Genomic DNA, 26,363 nt, shown 5'->3' on the forward strand with positions numbered 1-26,363 from the left:
CATGGGCGAGGCACCCACCGGCGCGGCCGGCTTCCTGAACGTCTCGGCGGCGGAGAAGACCTTCGGCGCCGCGCGGGTCCTCGACGGAGTGGATCTCAGCGTGGCGCGGGGCGAGTTCATCTCGCTCCTCGGTCCCTCCGGCTGCGGGAAGACCACGCTTCTGCGCATCGTCGCGGGGCTCATGCGGCCCGACCGGGGCCGGGTGGTGCTGGACGGGCAGGACATCACCACCCGCCCGCCCCACAAGAGGGACGTGGGCGTGGTGTTCCAGAACTACGCCCTGTTCCCCCATCTCGACGTGCGCGCCAATGTGGCCTTCGGCCTGAAGGCGCGCGGCGCCCCCGCCGACACCATCGCCTCCGCCGTGTCGCGCCAGCTGGAGCTGGTGCGCATGAGCGCCTTGGCGGATCGCTCCATCAAGGCGCTCTCCGGCGGGCAGCAGCAGCGCGTGGCGGTGGCGCGGGCGCTTGCCGTGGAGCCGAAGCTCCTGTTGCTGGACGAGCCCTTCTCGGCGCTGGATCGCAAGCTGCGCGAGGCCATGCAGGTGGATTTGAAGCGCATCCTGCGCGACGTGGGCACCACCGCCATTTTCGTCACCCACGACCAGGATGAGGCGCTCGCCATGTCCGATCGCATCGCGGTCATGTCCGGCGGGCGCATCGAGCAATTGGGCACGCCGGCGGAGATCTATGACCGGCCCGCCACCGCCTTCGCGCTGGGTTTCGTCGGCCTCTCCACCCGCCTGCCGGGCCGGGTGACGCAGGCGGACGGGGATGAGGTGGTGGTCTCCACCGCTTTCGGCCCGGTGCGCGGGCTCGGCCGCTTCCTGCCGGGCAGTCCCGTTCTCGTGGGTGTGCGGCCCGAGCGCATGGCGCTGGACGGGCGCGGAGAGAATGTGGTGCGCGCGACCCTCGTCGATGCGGTGTTCAAGGGCGCGCGCGTTCAGCTCCATTTCCACGCCCCCGAGGGCGCGGAGGTGCAGGTGGAGGCGCCGAGCCTTCCGGCCGGCGTCGCGCCGGGAGGGGAAATGACCCTCTCCTTCGCCGCGGCGGACACCCGCGTCTATCCCCTGCCGGGCGACATGGAGGCCGCCTTGGCGGCGCAGGTGGCGGCATGACGCGCTTCGCTCGCCTCGATCCCGTGGCGCTTCTGGCGCTGCCCGCCATTCTCTATCTGGCGGTCGTCTATGGCGTGCCGCTCGCGGGCCTGCTGGCCCGCAGCTTTGTGGTGGACGGGGCCTTTTCGCTGTCCGCCTTCGTGGCTTTCTTCTCGGACGGCTTCAGCTGGACGGTGATCGGCAACACCATCCGCATCGCCGCCGGTGTCACTCTGGTGTGCCTGCTCATCGGCTATCCCACGGCGCTCGCTTTGGCGCGAGCCAAGGGGGCGGCGCAGGCGCTGATCCTGGTGGCCATCATCCTGCCGCTCTCGGTGGGCGTGGTGGTGAAGGCCTTCGCCTGGCAGATCGTGCTGCGGCGGGACGGCGTCATCTCCCAGGCCCTCATCTTCCTCGGCATCTGGGACGAGCCCCAGCGCCTGCTCTTCACGGAGGCGGGCCTCGTTCTGGGCGCGGCCAACGTGTTCGTGCCCTTCATGATCCTGCCCATCTATTCGGTGCTGAAGCTCATCGATCCGCGCCTGACGGAGGCCGCCGCCACGCTGGGTGCCTCTCCGCTCCAGCGCTTCTTCACGGTGGCGCTGCCCCTCACTTTGCCGGGCCTCGTCACGGGCGTCGCGTTCGTCTTCTCCATGGCCACGTCCATGTATGTGGTGCCCAGCCTGCTCATCGGCGACCGCTTCCAGACGCTGGCGACCCTCACCGGCCGCTCCTTCCTGTTCATGCGCAATGAGCAACTGGGCTCCACCACGGCGGTGGTGCTGCTGGTCCTTTCGGTGGCGGTGGTGGTGGCAAGCGCCGCGCTCTCGCGCCGGTTCGGAGGCGAGACATGACGCTGATCGAGCGCTTCGCCTCCGTTCTCGTCTGGACGCTCGCCGCCTTCACCGTGGTGTTCCTGCTCACGCCCTTGGCGGTGACGGTGGCGGTGTCGTTCGGCTCCAGCGCGGTCTTCACGCTCCCGGCGCCGTCCTTCTCGCTGCGCTGGTACGAGGCCATGGGCCGCTCGCGGGATTTGTGGCCGGCGGTGGCCACCTCGCTTCAGCTGGCGGTGGTCTCCACTCTCATCGCGCTGGTGCTGGGCACGCTGGCGGCCATCGGCCTGCTGCGCGGGCGCTTTCCGGGGCGGGGCGCGGCGGTGACTTTCCTGGTGTCGCCGCTCATGCTGCCCGGCCTCGTTCTGGGCATCGCCATGCTGGAGGCGTTCCGGGGGGCGGGGCTGCGCTCGGTGTGGGCGAGCCTCATCCTCGCCCATGTGGTGATCACGCTGCCTTATGTGGTGCGCACCGTCTATGCGTCCCTCAGCCTGTTCGACTTCACGCTGATCGATGCCGCGCGCATCCTCGGCCTGTCCTATCCCAAAGCGGTGGTGAAGGTGATGGTGCCGTCTTTGGCGCCTGCCTTCGTCACCTCCGGCATGTTCGCCTTCCTGGCGTCCATGGACAATTACCCCATCTCCATCTTCTTCACGAACGCCTGGACCAAGACCTTGCCCATCCAGATGCTGCAATATGTGGAGGAGAGCCCCGATCCCATGATCGCCGCCGTCTCCTCCCTGCTCATCCTCCTCGCCATGCTGGTGCTGCTCGTGGGCGACCGGCTGGTGGGCCTGCGCCGGATGGCGGACCTGTGATGCCCGCCTCCCTTTCGAGCGATCGGGATTTCCTGGGCTATGGCGGCAAGCCCCCCAATGTGCGCTGGCCGGGCGGGGCGCGGCTGGCCGTGTCCCTGGTGGTGAATGTGGAGGAGGGGGCGGAACTGTCCCTCGGCCAGGGCGATGAGCGCAACGAGGCTGTCTATGAGGTGCGCGAGGAGGTAGTGGGCGCCCGTGACCTGTGCATGGAATCCCACTTCGAATACGGCCCCCGCGCAGGCTGGCCACGGGTGCGGGCGCTTCTCGTAAAGTACGGGGTCGAGGCGACGCTGAACGCCAATGGCCGCGCTTTGGCGCACACGCCCTGGATCGCCCGCGAGGCGGTGGCGGACGGGCACGAAGTGGCCGCCCATGGCTGGCGCTGGGAGACCCATGCCCATATGGCCGAGGCCGAGGAGCGCACGGCCATCGCCCGCGCGGTGGAGGCCATCACCACGGCGGCGGGCCGCGCGCCACGCGGCTGGCATACGCGCTCGGCCACCTCGCCCAACACCCGCCGCCTGCTGCTGGAGCAAGGCGGGTTCCTCTATGATTCCAACGCCTATAATGACGATCTGCCCTATCTGGTGCGCGAGGCCGGGCACGATTGTCTCGTCCTGCCTTATGCCTTCGACACCAACGACATGCGCTTCCAGCCGGGCGGTGGGTTCGTGTTCGCGGAGGATTTCTCGCGCTATTGCATCGAGGCGTTCGACCGCCTCTATGAGGAGGGCGCGCAGGCGCCGCGCATGCTGTCCGTGGGGCTGCATCTACGCCTCATCGGGCGGCCCGGCCGCATCGGCGGGCTGGAGCGTTTCCTGCGCCACGCCACCTCCCGGCCGGGCGTCTGGTTCGCCCGCCGCGACGCCATCGCGCTCCACTGGCTGGAGGCGGTGGGACGGGGCGACCTGATCCGCCGCGCGCTCGGCCCGGATGCGGCATGAGGCGGCTGGTCCTCCTCAATCCCAACACCAATGCGGCGACCACCGAAAGCATGTGCGCCATCGCCCGGCAGGCGGTGCCCGGCGTCGGGGTGGACGGGCTGACCGCCCCGCGCGGGGTCTCGATGATCACGACGCCCGGCGCCCTGGTCGAGGCGGGGGACGTGGTGGCCGGGATGGCGCTGGAGATGTCGTCCTCGCCGCCGGACGGCCTCATCATCGGCGCCTTCGGTGATCCGGGACTGGAGCGGGCGGCGCGGGTGCTGGCCTGTCCCGTCACGGGGCTTGGCGAAGCCGCCATGCGGGAGGCGGGGGCAGGGGGGCGCAGCTTTGCCGTGGTGACGGTAACGCCGGACCTCGTCGCCTCCATCACCCACATGGCGCACCGGCTGGGCCTTGCCGCACAGTTTCGGGGCGTGGTGCTGACGGACGGCGATCTTGGCCCCTTGATGGGGAATGCAGATGCCCTGCTGGCCGCATTGCAGGCGGCGTGCGAACGGGCGCTGGCGCCGGGCGGCTTGGCGGCGCTGGTGATCGGCGGCGGGCCGCTCGGGGCGGCGGCGGATGCGCTGGCGGCGCGCTTCCGTGTGCCGCTCATCAATCCGGTGGCCGCTGCGGCGCGCCTCGCCGTTGCGCGCATGGCAAGCCTTGGCGCGACCTGTCATTCCTAGGCGCGCGCCAGCCCGATATCCATCGCAGGAGCCATGCAGGGACGAGGTGGCCCCCCGGTTGCGTCTCGTGTATAAGCGCCCGTTCCGGCGCAAGGAATGACGCCGCCAGGATATCCCTTTGGCCGCCCCTTGCGGTCCCGGAAGGACCGATGGAGAGAGTTATGCCGACCCGTCCCGTATCCGATCGCATCCCGAGCGCCGAGACCGTTTCTCGCCGCGCCGAAGGCTGGCGTCCGGATTCGTGGCGATTTTATCCCTCCGTCCAGATGCCGTCCTATCCGGACGCCGCCGAACTGACGGAAGTGGAGCGCAAGCTCGGCACCTATCCTCCGCTCGTGTTTGCAGGTGAGGCGCGCCGCCTGAAGGCGGACCTCGCCAAGGTCGCGCGCGGCGAAGCCTTCCTGCTCCAGGGCGGCGACTGCGCCGAGAGCTTCGACGAGCACAGCGCCGACAATATTCGCGATTTCTTCCGCGTCTTCCTGCAGATGGCGGTGGTCCTCACCTTCTCCGGCGGTTCGCCGGTGGTGAAGGTGGGCCGCATTGCGGGCCAGTTCGCCAAGCCCCGCTCGGCGGACTTCGAGACCGTGGACGGCGTGGAGCTGCCCAGCTATCGCGGCGACATCGTCAACGACATCGCCTTCACGCCGGAAGCCCGCGTGCCCGATCCGCGCCGCCAGATCGAGGCGTACCGCCAGTCGGCGGCGACGCTCAACCTGCTGCGCGCGTTCGCGAACGGCGGCTATGCCAACCTGTCCAACGCGCACCAGTGGATGCTGGGCTTCGTGAAGGACAGTCCGCAGTCGCATCGCTACCAGGAACTGGCGAACCGCATCACCGAGGCGCTCGACTTCATGCGCGCCTGCGGCATCGATCCCCAGTCCCATCCCGAGATGCGGATCACGGATTTCTTCACCAGCCACGAGGCGCTGCTGCTCGGCTACGAGCAGGCGCTGACGCGGGTGGATTCCACGTCCGGCGATTGGTACGCCACCTCCGGCCACCTGCTGTGGATCGGCGACCGCACCCGCCAGCCGGACCACGGGCATGTGGAATATTTCCGCGGCATCCGTAATCCCATCGGCATCAAGTGCGGCCCCTCGCTCTCGGGCGACGGCCTCATCCGCCTGCTGGACACGCTCCAGCCGGACAATGAGGCCGGCCGCATCACCCTCATCTGCCGCTTCGGTGCCGACAAGGTGGGCGACCACCTGCCGGGCCTCATCCGGGCGGTGGAGCGGGAAGGCCGCACCGTCGTGTGGTCGTGCGATCCCATGCACGGCAATACCGTCAAGGCGGGCTCCGGCTACAAGACGCGCCCGTTCGAGCGCATCCAGTTGGAGATCCAGTCCTTCTTCGACATCCATGCGGCCGAGGGCACCTATGCCGGCGGCGTGCATCTGGAGATGACCGGCAAGAACGTCACCGAATGCACCGGCGGCGCGCGGGCCATCACGGACGAAGACCTGCGGGACCGCTACCACACCTATTGCGACCCGCGCCTCAATGCGGACCAGGCCATCGAGATCGCTTTCCTGGTGGCCGAACTGCTGAAGCGCGAGCGTCTCGCCCGTGGCCGCACCGTGGTTGCCGCCGCCGAGTGAGGTCTCCCCTTCCCGAAAGGGAGTGGGTTCAAGGATTGAAATACCCCGGCTTCCCGCCGGGGTATTTTTTTGGCCAACGGCCTCCGGGGCAGTGGACAGCAGGGACAAGCCGCCCATGACGCGCGGCGGGCCGGGCATGGCGGGCCGCTCTGGCCTATAATCGCGGCGCCCATTCCCGAGTCGCGCCTTCATGACCATTCGCCGCCTGCCTCCCGTGCTCATCGACCGCATCGCCGCCGGCGAAGTGGTGGAGCGGCCGGCTGCCGTGGTGAAGGAACTGGTGGAGAACGCCATCGACGCGGGCGCGCGCGCCGTGGAGGTGGTCATCGACGGCGGCGGGCGGCGGCTCATCCGGGTGTCGGACGATGGCGGCGGCATGGGGCCGGACGATCTCGCTCTGGCCGTGGAGCGCCACGCCACTTCCAAGCTGCCGGACGAGGATCTGCTGGCCATTTCCACTCTGGGCTTCCGGGGGGAGGCGCTGCCTTCCATCGGCTCGGTGGCGCGGCTCGCCATCACCAGCCGCCCCGAGGGTGCGGACCATGCCTTCGAGATTCGCGTGGAGGGCGGAACGGTGTTCGAGCCCCGCCCGGCGGCGCTGAAGGGCGGCACGCGGGTGGAGGTACGCGACCTGTTCTTCGCCACCCCCGCGCGGCTGAAATTTCTGAAATCCGACCGGGCCGAGGGCACCGCCGCCTTGGATGTGGTGCGCCGCCTCGCTCTGGCGCGGCCCGACATCGCCTTCACTTTGGTGCATGAGGAGCGCGGCCCGCTCACCTATCCCGCGCAGGAGCCAACCCCGGAAGGCCGCGCCCGGCGCATCGCGGACGTGCTGGGCGCCGAGGCGGGGCGCAATCTGGTGCCCGTGGACGGCGAGCGGGGCGGCGTGCGCCTCACGGGGCTGGCGGGCCTGCCCACCTTCTCCAAGGCCAATTCGCTCTCCCAATATCTGTTCGTGAACGGCCGCCCGGTGCGCGACAAGCTGCTCATGGGCGCCATCCGGGCCGCCTATTCGGACCTTCTGCCCTCCGATCGCCATCCGCTGCTGGCCCTGTTCCTCACGCTGGACCCGCGCGAGGTGGATGTGAACGTGCATCCGGCCAAGACCGAGGTACGCTTCCGCGACGGGGGCAATGTGCGAGCCCTCATCGTGCGGACCCTCACCGACACGCTGGCCGAGCGCGTGCCCCGCACCGCCGCTTCCATCGCCGACCGGCTGGTGGCGCTGGCGCGCCCTGAGGGCGCTGTCCTCGCCCCGCCCGCCGCCGCGCCCTTCATGGCGCCGTCCTCCGGCGGCGGATACCGCGCGGCGGAGGCGCGGCCTGCCGGCTTCTATGACTGGAGGGCCTCGCCCGCGCGTCCGCTGGGCCTCGATGCCCTGGCCGTGGACGAGGCGGCGGACGGGGACTTTCTCCCCGCCACGGGCCTCGCCCAGTCCCGCTTCGATCTGGGCGCCCCCGCCGCCGATTCGCGGGCGGGGGAGGCGGCACCGAGCGCGGTGGACCTCGACCGGCCGCTTGGCGCCGCGCGGGCGCAATTGCACGAGACCTATATCGTCGCGCAGACCCGCGATGGCCTTGTCCTGGTGGACCAGCACGCGGCCCATGAGCGGCTGGTCTATGAGAAGCTCAAGGCGGCGTTGGAACGGGACGGAATCGCCCGCCAGGGCCTTCTGGTGCCCGCCGTGGTGGATCTCGACCCCGCCGAGGCGGACCGGCTGGCGGAGCGCGCGGGCGATTTCGCACAGCTCGGCCTCGTGCTGGAGCCGTTCGGCCACGGCGCGGTGCTGGTGCGCGAGGTGCCCGCTTTGCTGAAGGACGCGGACGTGACCAAGCTGGTGCGCGACGTGGCCGAGCATGCGGCGGAATGGGACGATGCCCTGCCGCTGGAGCGTCGCCTGCTGCATGTGGCCGCCACCATGGCCTGCCACGGCTCCGTGCGCGCCGGGCGGCGTCTGCGGGTGGAGGAGATGAACGCCCTGCTGCGCGAGATGGAGGCGACCCCCAATGCGGGGGAGTGCAATCACGGCCGCCCCACCTTCATTTCTCTCTCTCTGGGTGATGTGGAGAAACTGTTCGCGCGGCGGTAGTGCCGCCTGTGTGCATCTGTGGATGACGTGCATAAGTCGGTTTGCCGCCTCAGCGTCGCGCAAGTCCGCCATGGGCGGGAAATCCGTTCAGCCGCAACGCGGTTAAGGGATTGTTCACCTCCGTGGCGCCACTATATGTAGTGGGCTGACGGCTTGAGAGCCCCAAATCTGTGCAAATCTGCGTTTGACGGGACTGCCAGACTCACACTAGCGTTCGGGTCATAGGCGGTGGGCACGGCTTGGTCCTGAGGACCGGGCATGCCTTCGTCCTTTCCAAACACAGCAGCCCAGGTCCCGGGGCGGCGCGAGCCGCTGTACCCGTCGCGTTGCGTCGCGGCTGCCGCCATTTTGAGCCATCATTGCCCTTGGGGGGCTGAGGAGTTTCGGAACATGCGCGTCGAACGCCGCTACACCACGGCCGGCCAGTCGCCCTATGCCGCCATCGCCTTCCGCGAGACGGTGAGCGAAATCCGCAACCCCGACGGCTCGGTGGTCTTCCGCCAGGAGGGTATCGAGGTCCCCGCGCACTTCTCGCAGGTGGCCAGCGATATCCTCGCCCAGAAGTATTTCCGCCGCGCGGGCGTTCCCGCGCGCCTGAAGAAGGTGGAGGAGAATTCCGTCCCCTCCTTCCTGTGGCGCTCCGTGCCTGACGAGGCGGCCCTTGCCGACCTCTCCAAGGAGCAGCGCTCCGGCGGCGAGATGTCCGCCAAGCAGGTGTTTGATCGTCTGGCCGGCACCTGGACCTATTGGGGCTGGAAGGGCGGCTATTTCGACACGGAAGAGGACGCGCAGGCCTTCTTCGACGAGCACCGCTACATGCTCGCCATGCAGATGGTGGCGCCCAATTCCCCCCAGTGGTTCAACACCGGCCTGCACTGGGCCTACGGCATCGACGGGCCCGGCCAGGGCCATTTCTATGTGGACTACAAGACCGGCGAGCTGACATCCTCCACGTCCGCCTATGAGCATCCCCAGCCCCACGCCTGCTTCATCCAGTCGGTGGCCGACGACCTCGTGAACGAGGGCGGCATCATGGATCTGTGGGTGCGCGAGGCGCGCCTGTTCAAGTACGGCTCCGGCACCGGCTCCAATTTCTCGTCCCTGCGCGGCGAGGGCGAGAAGCTCTCCGGCGGCGGGCGCTCCTCCGGCCTCATGAGCTTCCTGAAGATCGGCGACCGCGCGGCGGGCGCCATCAAGTCCGGCGGCACCACCCGCCGCGCCGCCAAGATGGTGGTGGTGGATGCCGACCATCCGGATATCGAGGCCTATGTGGACTGGAAGGTGACCGAGGAGCAGAAGGTCGCTTCCCTCGTCACCGGCTCCAAGATCAATGCCCGCCACCTCAAGGCGGTGCTCAAGGCCTGCGTGAATTGCGAGGGCGACGGCGATTCCTGCTTCGACCCGGAGAAGAACCCGGCGCTCAAGCGCGAGATCAAGGCCGCCCGCAAGGCGGGTGTGGTGGATGCCGCCATCCGCCGCGTCATCCAGTATGGCCGCCAGGGCTATAGCGACATCGACGTCGCCATCTACGACACCGACTGGGACGGCGAGGCCTACATCACGGTCGCGGGCCAGAACTCCAACAATTCCGTGCGCGTCACCGACGACTTCCTGCGCGCGGTGGAGGCGGATGCCGACTGGAACTTGATGCGCCGCATCGACGGCAAGGTGCACAAGACCATCAAGGCCCGTGACCTGTGGGAGAAGATCGGCTCGGCCGCCTGGCACTGCGCCGATCCCGGCATCCAGTTCCACACGGCGGTCAATGACTGGCACACCTGCCCGGCGGGTGGCGAGATCCGGGCGTCCAACCCGTGCTCGGAATACATGTTCCTGGACGACACGGCCTGCAACCTCGCCTCGCTCAACCTGCTGCAGTTCCGCGACGCCGAGAAGCGCTTCGACGTGGAGAGCTTCGAGCATGCGGTGCGGCTGTGGACCGTGGTGCTGGAAATCTCCGTGCTCATGGCGCAGTTCCCCTCGCGCCAGATTGCCGAGCTGTCCTTCCAGTACCGCACGCTCGGTCTCGGCTACGCCAATATCGGCGGCCTGCTCATGTCGTCGGGCATTCCCTATGACTCGGAGGAAGGCCGCGCCATCTGCGGCGCCATCTCCTCGATCATGACCGGCATCTGCTACGCCACCTCCGCCGAGATGGCGAAGGAGCTGGGCACTTTCCCTGAATATTCCAAGAACACGGACTCCATGCTGCGGGTCATCCGCAACCATCGCCGCGCGGCCTATGGCGAGGCGGCGGGCTATGAGGACCTGTCCGTGGCGCCCGTGCCGCTGGACCTCGCCTCCCTGAAGGACGCGCGCCTCGCGGCCCATGCCAAGAGCGCCTGGGACAAGGCGCTGGAGGGCGGCATCGCCCACGGCTACCGCAACGCCCAGGTCTCGGTGATCGCCCCCACGGGCACCATCGGCCTCGTGATGGATTGCGACACCACCGGCATCGAGCCCGACTTCGCGCTGGTGAAGTTCAAGAAGCTGGCCGGCGGCGGCTATTTCAAGATCATCAACCGCGCCGTTCCCGAGGCGCTGCGCGCGCTCGGCTATGGCGAGGCGCAGATCGCCGAGATCGAGGCCTATGCGGTGGGTCACGGCTCGCTCGCCCAGGCGCCCGGCATCAACCACACCACGCTGCGCGCCAAGGGCTTTGACGACGCGGCCATCCAGAAGGCGGAAGCGGCGGTGAAGACCGCCTTCGACATCAAGTTCGCCTTTAATCGCTGGACCTTCGGCGAGGAGTTCCTGGTGAGGACGCTCCACGTCTCCGTCGCCCAGCTCGCCGACCCGAAGTTCGACCTGCTCGCGCATCTCGGCTTCTCCAAGGCTGAGATCGACGCCGCGAACGTCCATGTCTGCGGCGCCATGACCCTGGAGGGCGCGCCCTTCCTGAAGGCCGAGCATCTGCCGGTGTTCGACTGCGCCTCGCCCTGCGGGCGCATCGGCAAGCGCTTCCTCTCGGTGGAGAGCCACATCCGCATGATGGCGGCGGCGCAGCCCTTCATTTCGGGCGCCATCTCCAAGACCATCAACATGCCCAACGACGCCACCGTCGAGGATTGCAAGTCCGCCTACCTGCTTTCCTGGCGCCTGGCGCTGAAAGCCAACGCGCTCTATCGCGACGGCTCCAAGCTCTCCCAGCCCCTCAACGCCCAGCTGGTGGCGGACGAGGAGGACGAGGACGATGCGATCGAGGCCCTGGTGGCCCAGCCCAACGCCGCCCGTGCCGCCGCCGTCACCGAGAAGATCGTGGAACGGGTGGTGGAGCGCATCGTCGAGCACCGCGTCCGCGAGCGCGAGAAGATGCCCGACCGCCGCAAGGGCTACACCCAGAAGGCGGTGGTGGGCGGCCACAAGGTCTATCTGCGCACCGGCGAATATGATGACGGCCGCATCGGCGAGATCTTCATCGACATGCACAAGGAGGGCGCCGCCCTCCGGTCGCTGCTGAACAATTTCGCCATCGCCATCTCGCTCGGCCTGCAGTACGGCGTGCCGCTCGAGGAATATGTGGACGCCTTCACCTTCACCCGCTTCGAGCCCGCGGGCCCGGTGCAGGGCAACGACACCATCAAGTACGCCACCTCCATCCTGGACTATGTGTTCCGCGAACTGGCCGTGTCCTATCTGGCGCGCAACGATCTCGGCCATGTGGACCCGAGCGACACCGGCTTCGACGCCCTCGGCAAGGGCGTTGACGAGGGCAAGGCGCCTTCCGCTGCCTCGCGCATCGTCTCCAAGGGCCTGGTGCGCGGCAAGACCGTGAATCTCGTCGCGCCCACCGCCGAGCCGCGTGCTGCGGCCGACAATGTCACCCTGCTTCGCCGCACCGATGGGGCCACGGCCCTGAAGGCGCAGCCCGAGGAGGAGGAAGCGGCGCTGGGCGAGGTGGAGGAGCTGGAGGCGGCGGCTGAGACGCTGCTGGACAAGGCCCTTCCCTGGGGTGCCGCGGCCCGCAAGGCCGAGCGCCGCGCCGAAGCCCGCGCCCGCGGCTATGAGGGCGAAGCCTGCCCCGAATGCATGAACTTCACGCTGGTGCGCAACGGCACCTGCATGAAGTGCGACACCTGCGGCTCCACCACGGGCTGCAGCTGAGTTTTCGATAGGTGCTTGCAGAGAGGGCCGTCGCGTTTCGCGGCGGCCCTTTCGTCATGATGGGCTGTCCGAAGCGGCGTCCGTGCGACTGTGTTTTACCATAAGGCCAGAGGATGTTGCCGGGCTCTCGCAGTGGCCGATCCTTGACGCTGGAACGTAGCCACGGATAGACGCCGCGCGGGCGTGGGCCCTCTCCATTCATGGCTTTGGCGCCGTTTTCTTGCTGGTCGAACCGAAACAAGTTCGGAACATGCGCCCATGGCGAAATCGTCGTTTGATTTCTTGAAGTCACACTGGGCCATGATCGCGATGGGTGGCGCGATCCTCACGCTGGCCGCACATGCGCTTCATATCTTCAGCGCAGAGTCCGGGATCTTCGTGACGCTGGCGGCGGTCTTCCTGATCGGGTCCGTTTTTGCCGCCGTCGATCATGCGGAAGTCGTCTCGCACCGCATTGGAGAGCCGTTCGGCTCCATCATCCTGGCTGCCGCGGTCACCGTGATAGAGGTGTCGCTGATCGTCTCGGTCATGCTTTCGGGGTCACCCGAGGGCAGCGAAATTGCGCGCGACACGGTGTTCGCGACCGTGATGATCGTGCTGAACGGGGTGATCGGCGTGTGCCTCTTCGTGGGTGGCCTGCTGCATCGTGAGCAGGAGTTCCAATATACGGGCGCAGCAGCGGAACTGGCCGTGCTCGGCACATTGACGACGCTCACGCTCATCCTGCCGAACTATACGTCCTCGGTGCCCGGTCCTTTTTATTCGCCTCTGCAACTCGGCTTCGTCGCCGTCGTTTCATTGATGCTCTACGGGCTTTTCCTGTTTGTGCAGACGGTCCGCCACCGCAATTATTTCCTGGATGTGAACGCCGCGCCCGCCGAGGATCGGCCATCGCAGCGGGCCGCCATCATCAGCGCCGTCATGCTGTTCGTGGCGCTGCTCATCGTCATCTTCGTTGCCGAGGAACTGACGCCCACCATCAGCACGGCGGTCACGTCGGCAGGGCTCAATCCGCAGCTTATCGGCGTGCTCGTCGCGGCGGTCGTGCTGTTGCCGGAGGGCACGACGGCCTTTCGCGCCGCCAGGGCCGATAAGATCCAGAAGAGCCTGAACCTCGCCCTCGGCTCCGCCCTCGCCAGTATCGGGCTCACCATTCCGACGATCGCGATCGTGTCGCTGCTGCTCGACCGGTCGATCACCATGGGCCTGGAGGCCGACCATATCGTTCAGATCGTCCTGACCCTGATCATGGCGACCATCACGCTCGCGACGGGCCGGACGACCATTCTGCAGGGTGGCGTGCACCTCGTCATATTCGCGGCCTTCCTGTTCATCGCCGCTTCGCCATAGAGGCCGAGGGCGTTTCGCCCCCGGTCGCACGGGACTGCCGGCGTGATGAAGCCGGGACTCACAAAAAGGCCCGCCCCGTTTTCGCGGCGGGCCTTTTTTATGGGTGTCGCTTCGGCCCGCAGGTCTCGCGGCGTTCCCTCACGAGGGGCGATAGCCGAGCAGCCGCAGGGCGTTGATTGTCACCAGGACGGTCGCGCCCGTGTCGGCCAGGATGGCGGGCCACAGGCCGGTGATGCCGATCACCGTGGTGACGAGGAACACCGCCTTCAGCCCCAGGGCGATGGTGATGTTCTGCCGGATATTGCCCATGGTGCGCTTGGAAAGGTCCACCATGGCCGCAACGTCCGTCACCCGCCCGTGCAGCACGGCGGCGTCGGCGGTCTCCAGGGCCACATCGGTGCCGCCGCCCATGGCGATGCCCACGTCCGCCGCCGCCAGCGCAGGGGCATCGTTGATGCCGTCGCCGACCTTGGCGACGACAAGGCCCTGGGACCGCAATTCGCCGACGATGCGCTGCTTGTCCTCCGGCAGCAGTTCCGCCCGCACCTCAATGCCGAGTTGGCGCCCGATGGCCTCAGCCGTGCGGCGGTTGTCGCCGGTGAGCATCACCGTGCGGATGCCCGCATCGGCCAGTGCGCGCAGGCCCTTCAGGGCATCGGGGCGCGGCTCGTCGCGCATGGCGATGGCGCCCGCGACCTGCCCGTCAACGATCAGCACCGACACCGTCTTGCCTTCGTCGTTCAGGGCGGTGATCCGCGCCGTCGCTTCCGGCGAAAGCGCGACACGCTCGTCCGCAGCCCGGGGGGAGCCCAAGAACACCAGGAGCCCTTCGACGGCCGCCGTCACGCCCTTGCCGCCCAGTGCCTTGGCCTCGTCCGCCGGGGGCACCCCGATATCGCCCGCATCCGCCGCGTCCAGGATCGCCTTGGCGAGAGGATGGCTGGAGCCGGTTTCGAGGGCGGCGGCGAACCGGAGCACCTCGCGCTCGGGACGGCCGAAGCCGATCACATCGGTAACCTTCGGCTGGCCCTCGGTGAGGGTGCCGGTCTTGTCGAAGCAGGCGGCGGTGATCTTGCCGATCCCCTCAAGCACCGCGCCGCCCTTCATCAACAGACCCCGGCGGGCACCCGTGGAGAGCCCGGCCGCGATGGCGGCGGGCGTGGAGATGACCAGGGCGCACGGGCAGCCGATCAGGAGGATGGCGAGGCCCTTATAGATCCATTCGTCCCACCCCCCGCCGAACAGGAGCGGGGGGATGAGCGCCACAAGGGCGGCCACCACCACGACGCCGGGCGTGTAATAGCGGGAGAAGCGGTCGATAAAGCGCTCTGTGGGCGCCTTGGATTCCTGCGCCTCCTCCACCAGCTTCACCACGCGGGCGATGGTGTTGTCCTGGGCGGCCGCGGTCACGCGGACCCGAAGGGCGGCATCGCCGTTCACGGTGCCCGCGAAGACAGTGGCATCCACCCCCTTGCGCACGGGCGTGCTTTCGCCGGTCACGGGCGCTTCGTCGATGGGGCTTTCGCCGGAGATGATGATGCCGTCCGCCGGGATGCGGTCGCCGGGACGCACGAGGATGACGTCGCCCACGGCGAGGTTGTCCGCCTGAACCTCCCGCGTGCCGCCGTCCCGCTCCAGAAGCGCGGTCTTGGGAACGAGGGCGGTGAGCGACTGGATGCTCGCGCGGGCACGGCCTGCGGCGACGCCTTCCAGCAATTCGCCCACCAGGAACAGGAAGACCACCGCCGCCGCCTCCTCGGACGCGCCGATGATGACGGCGCCGATGGCTGCGATGGTCATCAGCATCTCGATGGTGAAGGGCAGGCCGTTGAAGGCGGCCATGACGGCGCGGCGGGCGATGGGGATCAGGCCCACCAGCATGGCGACGATGTAAGCCGGGCCTTCGATGGAGGGCATCAGCTTTCCGACCGCAAAGGCGGCCACCAGCGCCGCCCCGCTGAGCAAGGTCAGGCGGGCCTTGCCGGATTTCCACCAGGGCCCGTTCGTCGGGCCATGGTCATGTCCATGAAGCCCTGAAGCGCCCCCTTCATGGGTGTGCTCGCCCCCCGCAGGCCCATGATCATGGGGAGTGGAATGGGCGCCATGGTCGTGTCCATGGTGATGATCACCGCAGCAGGTGTCCTGCGCCGGTGTATCGTGGCCCTGAGGGGCGGCGTGAGAGCGGCCTTCGATGGGAACCACATCGTAGCCCATGGTCGCCACCCGCTTGCGCAGGGCCGCGAGATCGCTTTCGGGCGTGTGGCGAACCGACATGGTCCCCGCCGTCACGGAGATCGTCACGTCTTCGATGCCCGGAATCCGGCTCGCCGCCGCGTCGATCTTCGCCGCGCAGGAGGCGCAGTCCATCCCGCTGACCCGAAAGCGGGTCTGGATCAGAGGAGCGTTCATCGGAGTGCCCTTTCACATCGTACAGGGCGAACCTACATTCTCTAGTGACTAGAGGAGCAAGCGGAATGTCGCGGGATGTTTCAATCGGTGCGGCGGCGAAGGCGAGCGGCGTAAAAGTGCCCACGATCCGCTTCTACGAGCAGATCGGCTTGATGCCGGAGCTTCCGCGAACCGACGGCAATCGCCGGCTTTACGGGCCCGAGGAGCTGCGGCGCCTGACCTTCATCCGGCATGCGCGGGAGCTTGGCTTCGAGATCGATTCCATCCGCACGCTGCTCGTGCTCCAGGATGACCCCGGCCAATCCTGCGGGACGGCCGATGAGATCGCGCGCGCCCGGCTCGCCGAGGTGGAATTGCGCATCGCGAGCCTTACCGCCCTGAAGGAGGAGCTGGTGCGGATGATCTCAGAGTGCTCGCACGGTCAGGTGGGTCAATGCCGCGTGATCGAAATCTTGGCCGATCACGGCGAATGCCAGCACCATGGCGGGGCCGCGCACGCGGCAATTTGATACCAACGGCCCCGGTCTTTGACCGGCGCCGAGTGGGTTTCGCTCAAGCGTCGCGCGGGCTTGACCAAGGGTCCGTGAGCAACGCTCACGGACCCTTGGTATGAGATCAGTGTCGCCGCGTTATGCGGCGGTCGCGGCGATGGATGTGGGCCGATGCCCGGCATCCACAGCCACCATGACGAACCGGCCCCGCCCGCAGGCCCGGCGTTCGCCGGAATGCAGGTTCTCGGCCCACAACTCCACATCCACCGTCATGGATGTCCGTCCCGTCTCCACCACGCGGGGCGCCAGTTCCACCACCTCGCCGGTCTGGATCTGGTGCGCGAAGTCCACGCGGTGGGAGGAAGCCATCACCACCGCCTTGCGGCAATGGCGGGTGGCGACCACGAAGGCGGCCTTGCCCATGGCGGCGAGCGCGTTACCGCCATAGAGGCTACCGTAATGGCTGGTCTTCTCCGGGAAGACCATTTCCACCATCCGCAGCTCCTCTTCCGCCCCGCGTTCCGGCGGGGAAGCGAGCGGCGGCAGGCGCCCGCCGAGGCGGGCCAGCCCTTCGCCCACGGCCACCATGTTGAACATGCCCACCCCGCAGCGCCGCCGTTCGCCGGAGACGGGAGCTTCGGCAACAAGCTCCACCTCCACGCCCAGGGACCGGTTGCCGACACGCAGGATGCGGCCGGTCAGCTCGATGATGTCGCCGAGATGGGCGGGCGCCTCGAAATCGATGCGCTCGCAGGAGGCCGTGACGAAATCGGCGGGGGCATGCCGCGCGGCGGCGATGAAGGCGACCTTGTCCATCTGGGCGAGGCCGATGCCGCCGAACAGGGTCCCGTGGTGGTTGGTATCGCCCGGAAAGACGATGTCGATGAGGCGGGTGAGGCGGGGCTGGGAGAGGGTGGTCATTCCGCCGCCTCCTGAACCGAGGAGCGGAGTGCGCGGGCCGCGGCCACCATGTTCGCCAGGGCCGGGCGGACTTTTTCCCATTTGCGGGTCTTCAGTCCGCAATCCGGATTCACCCAGAGCTGGCCATCCGCCAGCCGCTGGCGGGCAAGCGCCATCAGTTCGGTCATCTCGCCGATCTCGGGCACGCGGGGCGAGTGGATGTCGTAGACGCCGGGGCCGATCTCGTTGGGATATTTGTAGGTCCGGAAGGCGTCCAGCAGTTCCATCTTCGAGCGGGAGGTCTCGATGGAGATGACGTCGGCATCCATGGCCGCGATGGCGTCGATGATGTCGTTGAATTCAGAGTAGCACATATGGGTGTGGATCTGCGTCTCGTCGGCGACCCCGGAGGCGCAGATGCGGAAGCATTCCACGGCCCAGTCGAGATAGGTCTTCCAGTCCGATTTGCGCAGCGGCAGGCCCTCGCGCAGCGCCGCCTCGTCGATCTGGATTATGGCCGCCCCGGCGGCTTCCAGGTCCTCCACCTCGTCGCGGATGGCGAAGGCGATCTGGCGGCAGGCGTCGCTTCTGGGAATGTCATTCCGCACGAAGGACCAGTTGAGGATGGTGACCGGCCCGGTCAGCATGCCCTTCATGGGCTTGCTCGTGAGCGACTGGGCATAAGCCCACCACGAGACGGTCATGGCGCTCGGGCGGGAGACATCGCCGAACAGGATGGGCGGGCGCACATAGCGCGAGCCATAGCTCTGCACCCAGGCATGCTTGGTGAAGGCGAAGCCGGAGAGTTGCTCGCCGAAATACTGCACCATGTCGTTGCGCTCGAACTCGCCATGGACGAGCACGTCGAGGCCGATCTCCTCCTGCCAGCGCACGGTGCGCTCCGTCTCCTCCCGCAAAAAACGCTCATAGGCGGCATCGTCCAGCGTGCCCTTGGCATAAGCGGAGCGGGCCTTGCGGACGTCCGAGGTCTGCGGGAAGGAGCCGATGGTCGTGGTGGGGAAGGCGGGCAGGCCGAAGCGCCGTCGCTGAACCTGCGCGCGCAGCGGGAAGGCGCTGTCACGCTGCTTCAGGGTGGAGGCGATGGATGCGGTACGGGCCGCGACGGCCGGGTTGTGAACCTTCGGAGACGCCTTGCGCGCAGCGGCGGCTTGCGAGGATGCGGCCAGCTTGTCCGCCACGCGCTCCCTTTCACCGGACAGGGCCGCGCTCAAGGTCGCCAGTTCGTCCATCTTCTGGAGCGAGAAGGCGAGCCAGGACTTCACATCCGGGTCGAGGTCGGTCTCCAGCTCCAGGTCGATGGGCACATGCAGGAGCGAGCAGGACGGGGCAAGCTGGAGATGGTCGGTGCCGCGACGGGTGACGACCGGCCCGAGCCGGTCCAGCAGGGCGGAAAGATCGGCCCGCCAGACATTGCGTCCGTCAATGACGCCCAGCGACAGGACGAGGCCGCGCGGCGCCTTGGCCAGGACGGCGTCGAGCTGGTCCGGCGCGCGCACGAGGTCGAGATGAAGGCCCGCCACGGGGAGGGCGAGCGCGGTGTCGAGATTGTCGCCGAGGCCGCCGAAATAGGTGGCCAGCATGATCTTCAGATGCGGCAGGGCATAGGCGATCATGCCGTAGGCATCCCGCAGGGCGAGCTGGGTGGCGGTGTCCAGATCGAGCACGAGGCAAGGCTCGTCCATCTGCACCCAGTCCGCGCCATTGGCGGACAGGCGCCGCAGGATGTCGATATAGACCGGCATCAGGCGGTGAAGCAGGGAGAGGGGATCGAGGCTCGGATCCTTGCTCTTGCCGAGCTTGAGGAAGGTGACCGGGCCGAGCAGCACGGGACGGGTGTGATGGCCCAGCGCCTTCGCCTCAAGGAACTCGTCCACGGCCTTGAGCGAGGCCAGGGTGAAGGCTTGGTCCGCCGTGAATTCCGGCACCATGTAGTGGTAGTTCGTATCGAACCACTTCGTCATTTCCTGCGCGGGAACACCATGACCGTGGCCGGCATGGCCATGGGCGCAGGCATGGTCCGGGTCGGCGCCCTGCGCGCCGCGAGCCATGGCGAAATAGGTGGCGAGCGGCACTTTTCCGCCCCGCCAGCCATAGGCCGCCGGGATGGCGCCGACCATCACGCTGGTGTCCAGAACCTGATCGTAAAGCGAGAAGTCGTTGGAGGGGATGACGCGGATGCCCAGCGCCTTCTGCCGCTCCCAGTTCGCGGCGCGCAGACCGGCGGCGGTCTTGAGCAGCGCGGCTTCGTCGGATTGGCCCGACCAGAAGCTTTCGAGGGCGGTCTTGAGTTCGCGGCGCGGGCCGATGCGCGGCGTGCCGAGCGTTGCGATGGGGATGGAGGACCAGGTCACGGCAGAATTCCCTTCATGAGGGCAGGCCGTGACGGAAGGCGTTCGGGTCTTCGGACAGGCGTGCACGCGCGGAGGAGGACCTGGCGAAGCCAAAGCGCACCACCGGGACACCCCGCCCGAGGACGTTCATGGTGCCGGGGCAGGTCTCCTGGCTCGCGGGTCGTCGCCTCTTGTCCGGCCTTCCCGGGATCACTCCCAGTGACACTGATGGACGTGGGCTCGCCGCTTACAGTTGCGGGGGCAGCTCCGGCCTTGGCGCATTCCTCACGGAAATTGCCGCACCGGCTTCCCTCTTAGCCCTGGCGCCTGTGACGGCCCAGGGAACCTCGACGGCATCAATCTGACCGAGGATTGGTTTATCGTCAAGAGAATATAAGGACATCCTTATATCATCATGTGGTTTGATGGATTGCCTCGTCCCGTAGGGCCGAGCGGATGGCATCGAGCCCATCGGTGAGGGCCGCCGGGCCCGGCTGGAGGATGATGGGCGACTTGATCTCGACGATGCGGCCGGTGCGCACCGCCGGGATCGCATTCCAGCCCGGCCGTTGCCGGATGCGGTCCGGGACCACCTTCTTCCCGCACCAGGAGGCGAGGATGATGTCGGGCGCTGCCGCGATGACGGCTTCAGGAGGGACGATTCGATCCTTGGCTGCCTTGCAGGTTCGCAGGCCCGGGAAGACATCCTCGCCGCCGGCGATCTCGATCAACTCGGAGACCCAGCCGATCCCGGAGATGAGGGGCGCGTCCCATTCCTCGAAATAGACCTTCGGCCGTATCGGAGGACAGATGGCGGCGATCCCGGCGAGACGCGCCTCGTAGCCCGTAGCCAGGGCTTCGGCCTTCTCGGCAGCGCCCACCAGGGCGCCCAGCGTGCGGATCATGGCCAGGATGCCCGCAACGTCCCGCTGGTTGAAGGCGTGGACCGTGATGCCTTCGCGGATGAGCTGGGCGACGATGTCCGCCTGGAGGTCGGAGAAGGTGAGCACAAGGTCGGGGTCGAGGGCGAGGATCTTGGGGATGTCCGCCGAGGTGAACGCGGAGACGCGCGGCTTCTCCTTGCGGACGCGCGGCGGGCGCACCGCATAGCCGGAAACGCCCACGATGCGATGGTCCTCGCCCAGCAGATAGAGCGTTTCCACCGTCTCCTCTGTGAGACAGACGATCCGTGTGGGCGGGAATTGCCGCATCCTTCGCTCTCCTCGCCGGGCCGCACGTCCGAAGCGGCCGGTTGCCAACTCGGCGTTCGGACGTTAAATGATACATTATATCATTTATAACGATGCGCCCTGACGCATCGCTTCCATGGAGGCGCACCATGCGCGATGCCCGACTTCCCGTCACCGTCCTGTCCGGCTTCCTCGGCGCGGGGAAGACGACGTTGCTCAACCATGTCCTCGCCAATCGCGAGGGCCTGCGGGTGGCGGTGATCGTCAACGACATGTCGGAGGTGAATATCGACGCGGAACTGGTCCGCGCGGGGGGCGCCAACCTCTCCCACACCGAGGAGAAGCTGGTGGAAATGACCAATGGCTGCATCTGCTGCACCCTGCGGGACGATCTCCTGTCCGAGGTGCGCCGGCTCGCGGGGGAGGGACGGTTCGATTATCTGCTCATCGAATCCACCGGCATCGCCGAGCCGCTGCCCGTGGCCGCCACGTTCGATTTCCGGGACGAGGAGGGCTTCTCCCTCTCCGACATCGCCCGGCTCGACACCATGGTGACGGTGGTGGATGCCGCGAGCCTGCTGAAGGATTTCGGCAGCCAGGATTTTCTGCGCGACCGGGGTGAGACCGCGGGGGAGGAGGATGCCCGCACGCTGGTGGACCTGCTCACCGACCAGATCGAGTTCGCCGACGTCATCGTGCTCAACAAGGTCTCCGAGCTCGCTCCGGAGCGCCTCAGGGAGGTGCGCGGCGTGGTGAAGGCCCTGAACCCCGATGCCCGCCTCATCGAGACCGACCGTGCCAAGGTGGCGCTCACGGAGGTGCTGGGCACCGGCCGTTTCGATTTCGAGACGGCGAGCCAGCATCCGATCTGGTTCAAGGAGCTGAACGGTTTCCGTGACCATGTGCCGGAGACCGAGGAATATGGCGTCGGCAGCTTCGTCTACCGCGCCCGGCGCCCCTTTCATCCCGAGAAGTTCAACGCCTTCCTCGCCCGCACCTGGCCCGGCCTCGTGCGGGCCAAGGGCTTGTTCTGGCTGGCCACGCGGCCGAACGGCGTCGGCGAGATGAGCCTCGCCGGCGCCATCTGCCAGACCGGTTCCATCGGCCGATGGTGGGCGAGCGTGCCGCCCGAGCATTGGCCGACGCAGCCGGACTGGCGGTCCTGGCTGCGCTCGCACTGGATGCCGGGCTATGGGGACCGGCGCCAGGAACTGGTCTTCATCGGCATGGGCCTGGACGAAGCCGCAATGCGCGCGGAACTGGACGCCTGCCTTGTGGGCCCCACCGATCCGAAGCGGTTCGACGCATCCGCGCTGAAGCATCTGCCGGACCCGTTCCCGGTCTGGGAAGCCGCCTGAGGGGGCTTGAGCGAAACCCAATCGGCTCCCGGTCCAGGACCGGGGCCGTTGGTCTCAGTCCCAGGCCAGCGCACCGCCATTCTGGTACTCGATGACGCGGGTCTCGAAGAAGTTCTTCTCCTTCTTCAGGTCCATGGCCTCGCTCATCCAGGGGAAGGGATTCTCGGCCTCGGCGAACACCGGGGCGAGGCCCAATTGCGCGCAGCGGCGGTTGGCGATGAAGTGCATGTATTGCTCGCACAGGGCCGCGTTCAGGCCCAGGAAGCCCCTGGGCATGGTGTCCCGGCCATAGGAGGCTTCCAATTCGGCCGCATCCTTCAGCATGCCGCGCACCTCGTCCTGGAGCGCTCTGGTCCAGAGGTGCGGGTTCTCGATCTTGATCTGGTTGATGACGTCGATGCCGAAGTTCAGGTGAATGCTCTCATCGCGCAGGATGTATTGGTACTGCTCGGCGATGCCGACCATCTTGTTGCGGCGGCCCAGCGACAGGATCTGCGCGAAGCCGGTATAGAACCACATGCCCTCGAAGATGACGTAGAAGGCCACGAGGTCGCGCAGGAAGGACTGGTCCGCCTCCAGCGTGCCGGTCCTGAACTCGGGGTCGTCGAGGCTCTGGGTGTGCTTCAGCGCCCAGGCCGCCTTGTCGGTGATAGCCGGCACTTCCCGATACATGTTGAACAGCTCGCCCTCGTCCAGGGCAAGGCTCTCCACGATGTATTGGAAGGTGTGGGTGTGCACCGCCTCCTCGAAGGCCTGCCGCAGCAGATACTGGCGGCATTCCGGGTTGGTGAGGTGGCGGTAGATGGCCAGCACGATGTTGTTGGCGACCAGGCTCTCGGAGGCGGCGAAGAAGCCGAGATTGCGCTTCACCATGCGCCGTTCATCCTCCGTGAGGCCGTCGCGTGACTTCCACAGCGCGATGTCCGCCTGCATGGAGACCTCGGTGGGCATCCAGTGATTGTTGCAGCCGGACAGATACTTCTCCCATGCCCATTTGTATTTGAGGGGCAGGAGCTGGTTCACGTCCGCGCGGCAATTGATCATCCGCTTCTCGTCCACCGAGACCCGGCCGCCCGCGCGGTCGATGGTGCCGAGGCCGGTGGCGTCTCCGGCGGCCCCGGCGCCCATGGCGCCGGGAATGAAGGTGGGCTGTGCCTTGGTTTCAGACCAGTCGAGCATGGTGGTGTGTCCTTGTCCTCTGCTCACTGGCAGGCTTCGCAGGTGGGATCGTTGATGGAGCAGGCATTGCCCCAGGCTTCGGCGGGCGCGACCGCGATGGGCGCGGCGGCGGACGGGACCGTGGCGGAGACGGCGTTGAGCTTGCCGTCCGTGCCCTTCAGGGTGGATTTCTCCACATGGGTGGCCGAGCGGGAGCGCAGGTAATAGGTGGTCTTCAGACCCCGCTTCCAGGCGAGCCGATAGAGCGCGTCCAGCGCCTTGCCCGAGGGATTGGCGATGTAGAGGTTCAGCGACTGGGCCTGGTCGATCCACTTCTGGCGCCGCGCCGCCGCCTCGATGAGCCAGGATGTGTCGATCTCGAAGGCGGTGGCATAAAGCGCCTTCAGGTCGTCCGGGATGCGGTCGATCTGCCCCAGGCTCCCGTCGAAATATTTGAGGTCCGACACCATCACCTCGTCCCACAGGCCGAGGGCTTTCAGGTCATGGACAAGGGCGGCGTTCACCACCGTGAAGTCGCCCGACATGTTCGATTTCACATAGAGGTTCTGGTAGCCGGGCTCGATGGACTGGCTGACCCCGCAGATGTTGGAGATGGTGGCGGTGGGGGCGATGGCCATGGTGTTGGAATTGCGCATGCCCGTGGTCTTCACCCGCGCGCGCAGGCCTTCCCAGTCCAGTGTCGTCGAGCGGTCGAGATCGAGCCCGCCGCGCGCCGCCGCCAGCAGGTCCACGCTGTCGATGGGGAGCACGCCCTTGGACCAGAGCGAGCCCTCGAAGCTGGGATAGCGGCCCCGCTCGGCGGCAAGGTCCACCGAGGCGGAGATGGCGTGGAAGGACAGCGCCTCCATGCTCTCGTCGGCGAAGCGCACGGCGGCCTGCGAGGCATAGGGCAGGCGCAGGGCCTGAAGCGCATCCTGGAAGCCCATGAGGCCGAGGCCCACGGGGCGGTGCCGCAGGTTGGAACGGCGCGCCTCCGGGATGGTGTAGAAATTGATGTCGATGACATTGTCCAGCATGCGCATGGCGGTCTTCACCGTCCGCGCCAGCCGCGCATGGTCGAGGCCATCCGCGTTCACATGGGCCAGCAGGTTCACGGAGCCCAGATTGCACACCGCCACCTCGTCGTCGGAGGTGTTGAGCGTGATCTCGGTGCACAGGTTCGAGGAATGCACCACGCCCGCATGCTGCTGGGGCGAGCGGATGTTGCAGGGATCCTTGAAGGTGATCCAGGGATGTCCGGTCTCGAACAGCATGGTGAGCATGCGCCGCCACAAATCCACGGCGCGCACCTGCTTGAACACCGTCATCTGGCCGCGTGCGGCCTTCGCCTCATAGCCCTCATAGGCGGCCTTGAAGGCGGGGCCGAAGAGGTCATGCAGGTCGCTCGCCTCGTCGGGTGAGAACAGCGTCCAGGGGCCGTCCGCCTCCACGCGCTCCATGAACAGGTCCGGCACCCAGTTGGCGGTGTTCATGTCGTGGGTGCGGCGGCGCTCGTCGCCGGTATTCTTCCGCAGATCGAGGAAGTCCTCGATGTCCACATGCCAGGTTTCCAGATACGCGCAGACCGCGCCCTTGCGCTTGCCGCCCTGGTTCACGGCGATGGCCGTGTCGTTCGCCACCTTCAGGAACGGGACCACGCCCTGGCTCTCGCCGTTGGTGCCCTTGATATGCGCGCCGAGCCCGCGCACCCGCGTCCAGTCATTGCCGAGGCCGCCGGAATATTTGGCGAGCAGGGCATTGTCCTTCACCGCCTTGAAGATGCCGTCGAGATCATCCGCCACCGTGGTGAGGAAGCAGGAGGAGAGTTGTGGGCGCAGGGTGCCGGAATTGAACAGAGTGGGCGTGGAGGCCATGAAATCGAAGGAGGAGAGCAGGCCGTAGAATTCGATGGCCTTCGCCTCCCGGTCGATTTCGCGCACCGCGAGCCCCATGGCGACGCGCATGAAGAAGGCCTGCGGCAGCTCGAACCGCGTGCCGCGCACATGCAGGAAGTAGCGGTCATAGAGGGTCTGGAGGCCGAGGAAGTCGAACTGCAGATCGCGCTCCGGCTTCAGGGCGGCGGCGAGGCGGGGCAGATCGAAGCGGGCGAGTTCGGGGTCGAGCAGTTCGGCGGCGATGCCGGTCTTCACGAATCCGAGGAAATAGTCGCCATAGCGCTCCGCCATTTCCCCCTGCGTCGCCTGCTCGGCACGGCCGGAGACAAAGGTGAGGGCTTCCCGGCGCAGCTTGTCCAGCAGCAGGCGGGCGCTGACCTTGGTGTAGTTGGGCTCGGTCTCGATGAGCGTGCGGGCGGCGAGGATGGGCGCGAGGCCAAGCTCGTCCGTGGAGATGCCGTCATAGAGATTGCGGCGGGTTTCGCCGAGGATGGCCGCCTGGGAGACCCCCTCCAGCCCCTCGCAGGCCTCCCGCACCACCGCGTCGAGGCGCGCCGTGTCCAGGGCAATGAGGCTGCCGTCTGCCGCCTTCATGCGCAGCGAAGGGGCGGCGGGAGCGGCCACGGCCTTCGCCCGCTCGCGGGTCCGCTCCTCGCGATACAGCACATAGGCGCGCCACCTTGTGGTGCTCGCTGCGCATCAGGGCCAGTTCCGCCTGGTCCTGGATATCCTCGATATGGAAGGTCCGTCCGCCCCGCCGCGTCAGGCCGGAGACGATCTGGGCGGTGAGTTCGGCCACCGCCTCATGAATGCGCCGCGAGGCGGCGGCGGTGCCGCCCTCCACCGCGAGGAAGGCCTTGGTGAGGGCGACGGAGATCTTGGAGGCATCGAAGGGGGAGACCGCGCCGTTGCGGCGGATCACCTGGAAGCCCGGCTCGGAGGCCGTCGCCGGTTCGGACAGGGACCGCTCCGGGATGATGGTCGGCGCGGGCTTGGTGGTTTCGATCTGGAGAGACATCGGCTTGGACCCCAAAATTTGGGGCAAAGGCCGAGCGGATGCGCGAGGAAGAATCACACACGGCATGGAGAGCCTGCGCGACCGCCAAGC

At 67.4% G+C, this 26,363-nt stretch carries 16 protein-coding genes, 1 pseudogene and 1 riboswitch; of the genes and pseudogenes, 11 read left to right on the forward strand and 6 right to left on the reverse strand.

Annotated elements, in window-relative coordinates; translation table 11 throughout:
* Position 1 precedes the first annotated feature (1 nt).
* The 9 genes from EJJ38_RS12555 to EJJ38_RS12595 all read left to right on the forward strand — a co-directional run bounded on the left by EJJ38_RS12555 (position 2) and on the right by EJJ38_RS12595 (position 13,503).
* Positions 2 to 1,117, forward strand: coding sequence for an ABC transporter ATP-binding protein (locus tag EJJ38_RS12555; RefSeq protein WP_127090499.1), 1,116 nt, complete (start codon positions 2 to 4; stop codon positions 1,115 to 1,117).
* Positions 1,114 to 1,950, forward strand: coding sequence for an ABC transporter permease (locus EJJ38_RS12560; RefSeq protein ID WP_127090500.1), 837 nt, complete (start codon positions 1,114 to 1,116; stop codon positions 1,948 to 1,950). The genes EJJ38_RS12555 and EJJ38_RS12560 overlap by 4 nt, the downstream gene beginning before the upstream one ends.
* Positions 1,947 to 2,747, forward strand: a complete 801-nt coding sequence (locus EJJ38_RS12565; RefSeq protein WP_127090501.1) for an ABC transporter permease — start codon at positions 1,947 to 1,949, stop codon at positions 2,745 to 2,747. Before EJJ38_RS12560 ends, EJJ38_RS12565 begins: the two co-directional genes overlap by 4 nt.
* On the forward strand, positions 2,747 to 3,691 hold the full coding sequence (locus EJJ38_RS12570; protein ID WP_127090502.1) for a polysaccharide deacetylase family protein: 945 nt from the start codon (positions 2,747 to 2,749) through the stop codon (positions 3,689 to 3,691). Before EJJ38_RS12565 ends, EJJ38_RS12570 begins: the two co-directional genes overlap by 1 nt.
* The gene (locus EJJ38_RS12575) at positions 3,688 to 4,359 is read left to right on the forward strand and encodes an aspartate/glutamate racemase family protein (protein ID WP_127090503.1); all 672 of its coding nucleotides are present in this window, start codon (positions 3,688 to 3,690) and stop codon (positions 4,357 to 4,359) included. Before EJJ38_RS12570 ends, EJJ38_RS12575 begins: the two co-directional genes overlap by 4 nt.
* A 161-nt stretch (positions 4,360 to 4,520) precedes the next feature.
* Complete coding sequence (locus EJJ38_RS12580; RefSeq protein ID WP_127090504.1) at positions 4,521 to 5,960, forward strand: class II 3-deoxy-7-phosphoheptulonate synthase; 1,440 nt, start codon at positions 4,521 to 4,523, stop codon at positions 5,958 to 5,960.
* A 190-nt stretch (positions 5,961 to 6,150) separates the two neighbouring features.
* Complete coding sequence (mutL, locus tag EJJ38_RS12585; protein WP_127090505.1) at positions 6,151 to 8,049, forward strand: DNA mismatch repair endonuclease MutL; 1,899 nt, start codon at positions 6,151 to 6,153, stop codon at positions 8,047 to 8,049.
* A gap of 390 nt (positions 8,050 to 8,439) precedes the next feature.
* Positions 8,440 to 12,153, forward strand: a complete 3,714-nt coding sequence (locus EJJ38_RS12590) for a vitamin B12-dependent ribonucleotide reductase (protein ID WP_127090506.1) — start codon at positions 8,440 to 8,442, stop codon at positions 12,151 to 12,153.
* 258 nt (positions 12,154 to 12,411) lie between these two features.
* Complete coding sequence (locus EJJ38_RS12595) at positions 12,412 to 13,503, forward strand: calcium:cation antiporter (RefSeq protein WP_245454228.1); 1,092 nt, start codon at positions 12,412 to 12,414, stop codon at positions 13,501 to 13,503.
* Between the two features lie 138 nt (positions 13,504 to 13,641).
* Here EJJ38_RS12595 and EJJ38_RS12600 read toward each other — a convergent pair whose 3' ends face one another.
* Positions 13,642 to 15,912: a heavy metal translocating P-type ATPase gene (locus EJJ38_RS12600; RefSeq protein ID WP_127090507.1), complete on the reverse strand. Its 2,271-nt coding sequence runs from the start codon at positions 15,910 to 15,912 to the stop codon at positions 13,642 to 13,644.
* Between the two features lie 65 nt (positions 15,913 to 15,977).
* Here EJJ38_RS12600 and EJJ38_RS12605 point away from each other — a divergent pair, with 65 nt between their 5' ends.
* A complete protein-coding gene (locus EJJ38_RS12605) occupies positions 15,978 to 16,421 on the forward strand; it encodes a MerR family transcriptional regulator (protein ID WP_127090508.1) in 444 nt (147 codons plus the stop codon).
* Positions 16,422 to 16,541: 120 nt separating this feature from the next.
* Here EJJ38_RS12605 and EJJ38_RS12610 read toward each other — a convergent pair whose 3' ends face one another.
* The 3 genes from EJJ38_RS12610 to EJJ38_RS12620 all read right to left on the reverse strand — a co-directional run bounded on the left by EJJ38_RS12610 (position 16,542) and on the right by EJJ38_RS12620 (position 20,865).
* Positions 16,542 to 17,324 (reverse strand): acyl-CoA thioesterase, encoded by a 783-nt coding sequence (locus EJJ38_RS12610; RefSeq protein WP_127090509.1) that lies wholly within the window; start codon positions 17,322 to 17,324, stop codon positions 16,542 to 16,544.
* Positions 17,321 to 19,675: a 5-methyltetrahydropteroyltriglutamate--homocysteine S-methyltransferase gene (metE, locus tag EJJ38_RS12615; protein WP_245454229.1), complete on the reverse strand. Its 2,355-nt coding sequence runs from the start codon at positions 19,673 to 19,675 to the stop codon at positions 17,321 to 17,323. The genes EJJ38_RS12610 and metE overlap by 4 nt, the downstream gene beginning before the upstream one ends.
* 121 nt (positions 19,676 to 19,796) lie before the next feature.
* A riboswitch (cobalamin riboswitch) is annotated at positions 19,797 to 20,019 on the reverse strand.
* Positions 20,020 to 20,067: 48 nt separating this feature from the next.
* Positions 20,068 to 20,865 (reverse strand): cobalamin-binding protein, encoded by a 798-nt coding sequence (locus EJJ38_RS12620; protein ID WP_127090510.1) that lies wholly within the window; start codon positions 20,863 to 20,865, stop codon positions 20,068 to 20,070.
* Positions 20,866 to 20,993: 128 nt separating this feature from the next.
* Here EJJ38_RS12620 and zigA point away from each other — a divergent pair, with 128 nt between their 5' ends.
* Positions 20,994 to 22,202 (forward strand): zinc metallochaperone GTPase ZigA, encoded by a 1,209-nt coding sequence (gene zigA / locus EJJ38_RS12625; protein ID WP_127090511.1) that lies wholly within the window; start codon positions 20,994 to 20,996, stop codon positions 22,200 to 22,202.
* A 54-nt stretch (positions 22,203 to 22,256) separates the two neighbouring features.
* On the opposite strand, the gene EJJ38_RS12630 is transcribed toward zigA, so the two are convergent.
* Positions 22,257 to 23,381, reverse strand: coding sequence for a ribonucleotide-diphosphate reductase subunit beta (locus EJJ38_RS12630; RefSeq protein WP_127090512.1), 1,125 nt, complete (start codon positions 23,379 to 23,381; stop codon positions 22,257 to 22,259).
* A 23-nt stretch (positions 23,382 to 23,404) separates the two neighbouring features.
* Positions 23,405 to 26,273: pseudogene (locus tag EJJ38_RS12635) on the reverse strand (ribonucleoside-diphosphate reductase subunit alpha).
* Positions 26,274 to 26,363: the final 90 nt, after the last annotated feature.

The sequence above is a fragment of the Aquabacter cavernae genome (genome assembly GCF_003993795.1).
In the GTDB taxonomy this organism is placed as follows: domain Bacteria; phylum Pseudomonadota; class Alphaproteobacteria; order Rhizobiales; family Xanthobacteraceae; genus Aquabacter; species Aquabacter cavernae.

What these genes read in the sequence shown, in the direction of transcription:
- EJJ38_RS12555 (WP_127090499.1), top strand. Translation starts at nt 2, where the DNA reads ATGGGCGAGGCACCCACCGGCGCGGCCGGCTTCCTGAACGTCTCGGCG.
- EJJ38_RS12560 (WP_127090500.1), top strand. Translation starts at nt 1,114, where the DNA reads ATGACGCGCTTCGCTCGCCTCGATCCCGTGGCGCTTCTGGCGCTGCCC.
- EJJ38_RS12565 (WP_127090501.1), top strand. Translation starts at nt 1,947, where the DNA reads ATGACGCTGATCGAGCGCTTCGCCTCCGTTCTCGTCTGGACGCTCGCC.
- EJJ38_RS12570 (WP_127090502.1), top strand. Translation starts at nt 2,747, where the DNA reads ATGCCCGCCTCCCTTTCGAGCGATCGGGATTTCCTGGGCTATGGCGGC.
- EJJ38_RS12575 (WP_127090503.1), top strand. Translation starts at nt 3,688, where the DNA reads ATGAGGCGGCTGGTCCTCCTCAATCCCAACACCAATGCGGCGACCACC.
- EJJ38_RS12580 (WP_127090504.1), top strand. Translation starts at nt 4,521, where the DNA reads ATGCCGACCCGTCCCGTATCCGATCGCATCCCGAGCGCCGAGACCGTT.
- mutL (WP_127090505.1), top strand. Translation starts at nt 6,151, where the DNA reads ATGACCATTCGCCGCCTGCCTCCCGTGCTCATCGACCGCATCGCCGCC.
- EJJ38_RS12590 (WP_127090506.1), top strand. Translation starts at nt 8,440, where the DNA reads ATGCGCGTCGAACGCCGCTACACCACGGCCGGCCAGTCGCCCTATGCC.
- EJJ38_RS12595 (WP_245454228.1), top strand. Translation starts at nt 12,412, where the DNA reads ATGGCGAAATCGTCGTTTGATTTCTTGAAGTCACACTGGGCCATGATC.
- EJJ38_RS12600 (WP_127090507.1), bottom strand. Translation starts at nt 15,912, where the DNA reads ATGAACGCTCCTCTGATCCAGACCCGCTTTCGGGTCAGCGGGATGGAC.
- EJJ38_RS12605 (WP_127090508.1), top strand. Translation starts at nt 15,978, where the DNA reads ATGTCGCGGGATGTTTCAATCGGTGCGGCGGCGAAGGCGAGCGGCGTA.
- EJJ38_RS12610 (WP_127090509.1), bottom strand. Translation starts at nt 17,324, where the DNA reads ATGACCACCCTCTCCCAGCCCCGCCTCACCCGCCTCATCGACATCGTC.
- EJJ38_RS12620 (WP_127090510.1), bottom strand. Translation starts at nt 20,865, where the DNA reads ATGCGGCAATTCCCGCCCACACGGATCGTCTGTCTCACAGAGGAGACG.
- zigA (WP_127090511.1), top strand. Translation starts at nt 20,994, where the DNA reads ATGCGCGATGCCCGACTTCCCGTCACCGTCCTGTCCGGCTTCCTCGGC.
- EJJ38_RS12630 (WP_127090512.1), bottom strand. Translation starts at nt 23,381, where the DNA reads ATGCTCGACTGGTCTGAAACCAAGGCACAGCCCACCTTCATTCCCGGC.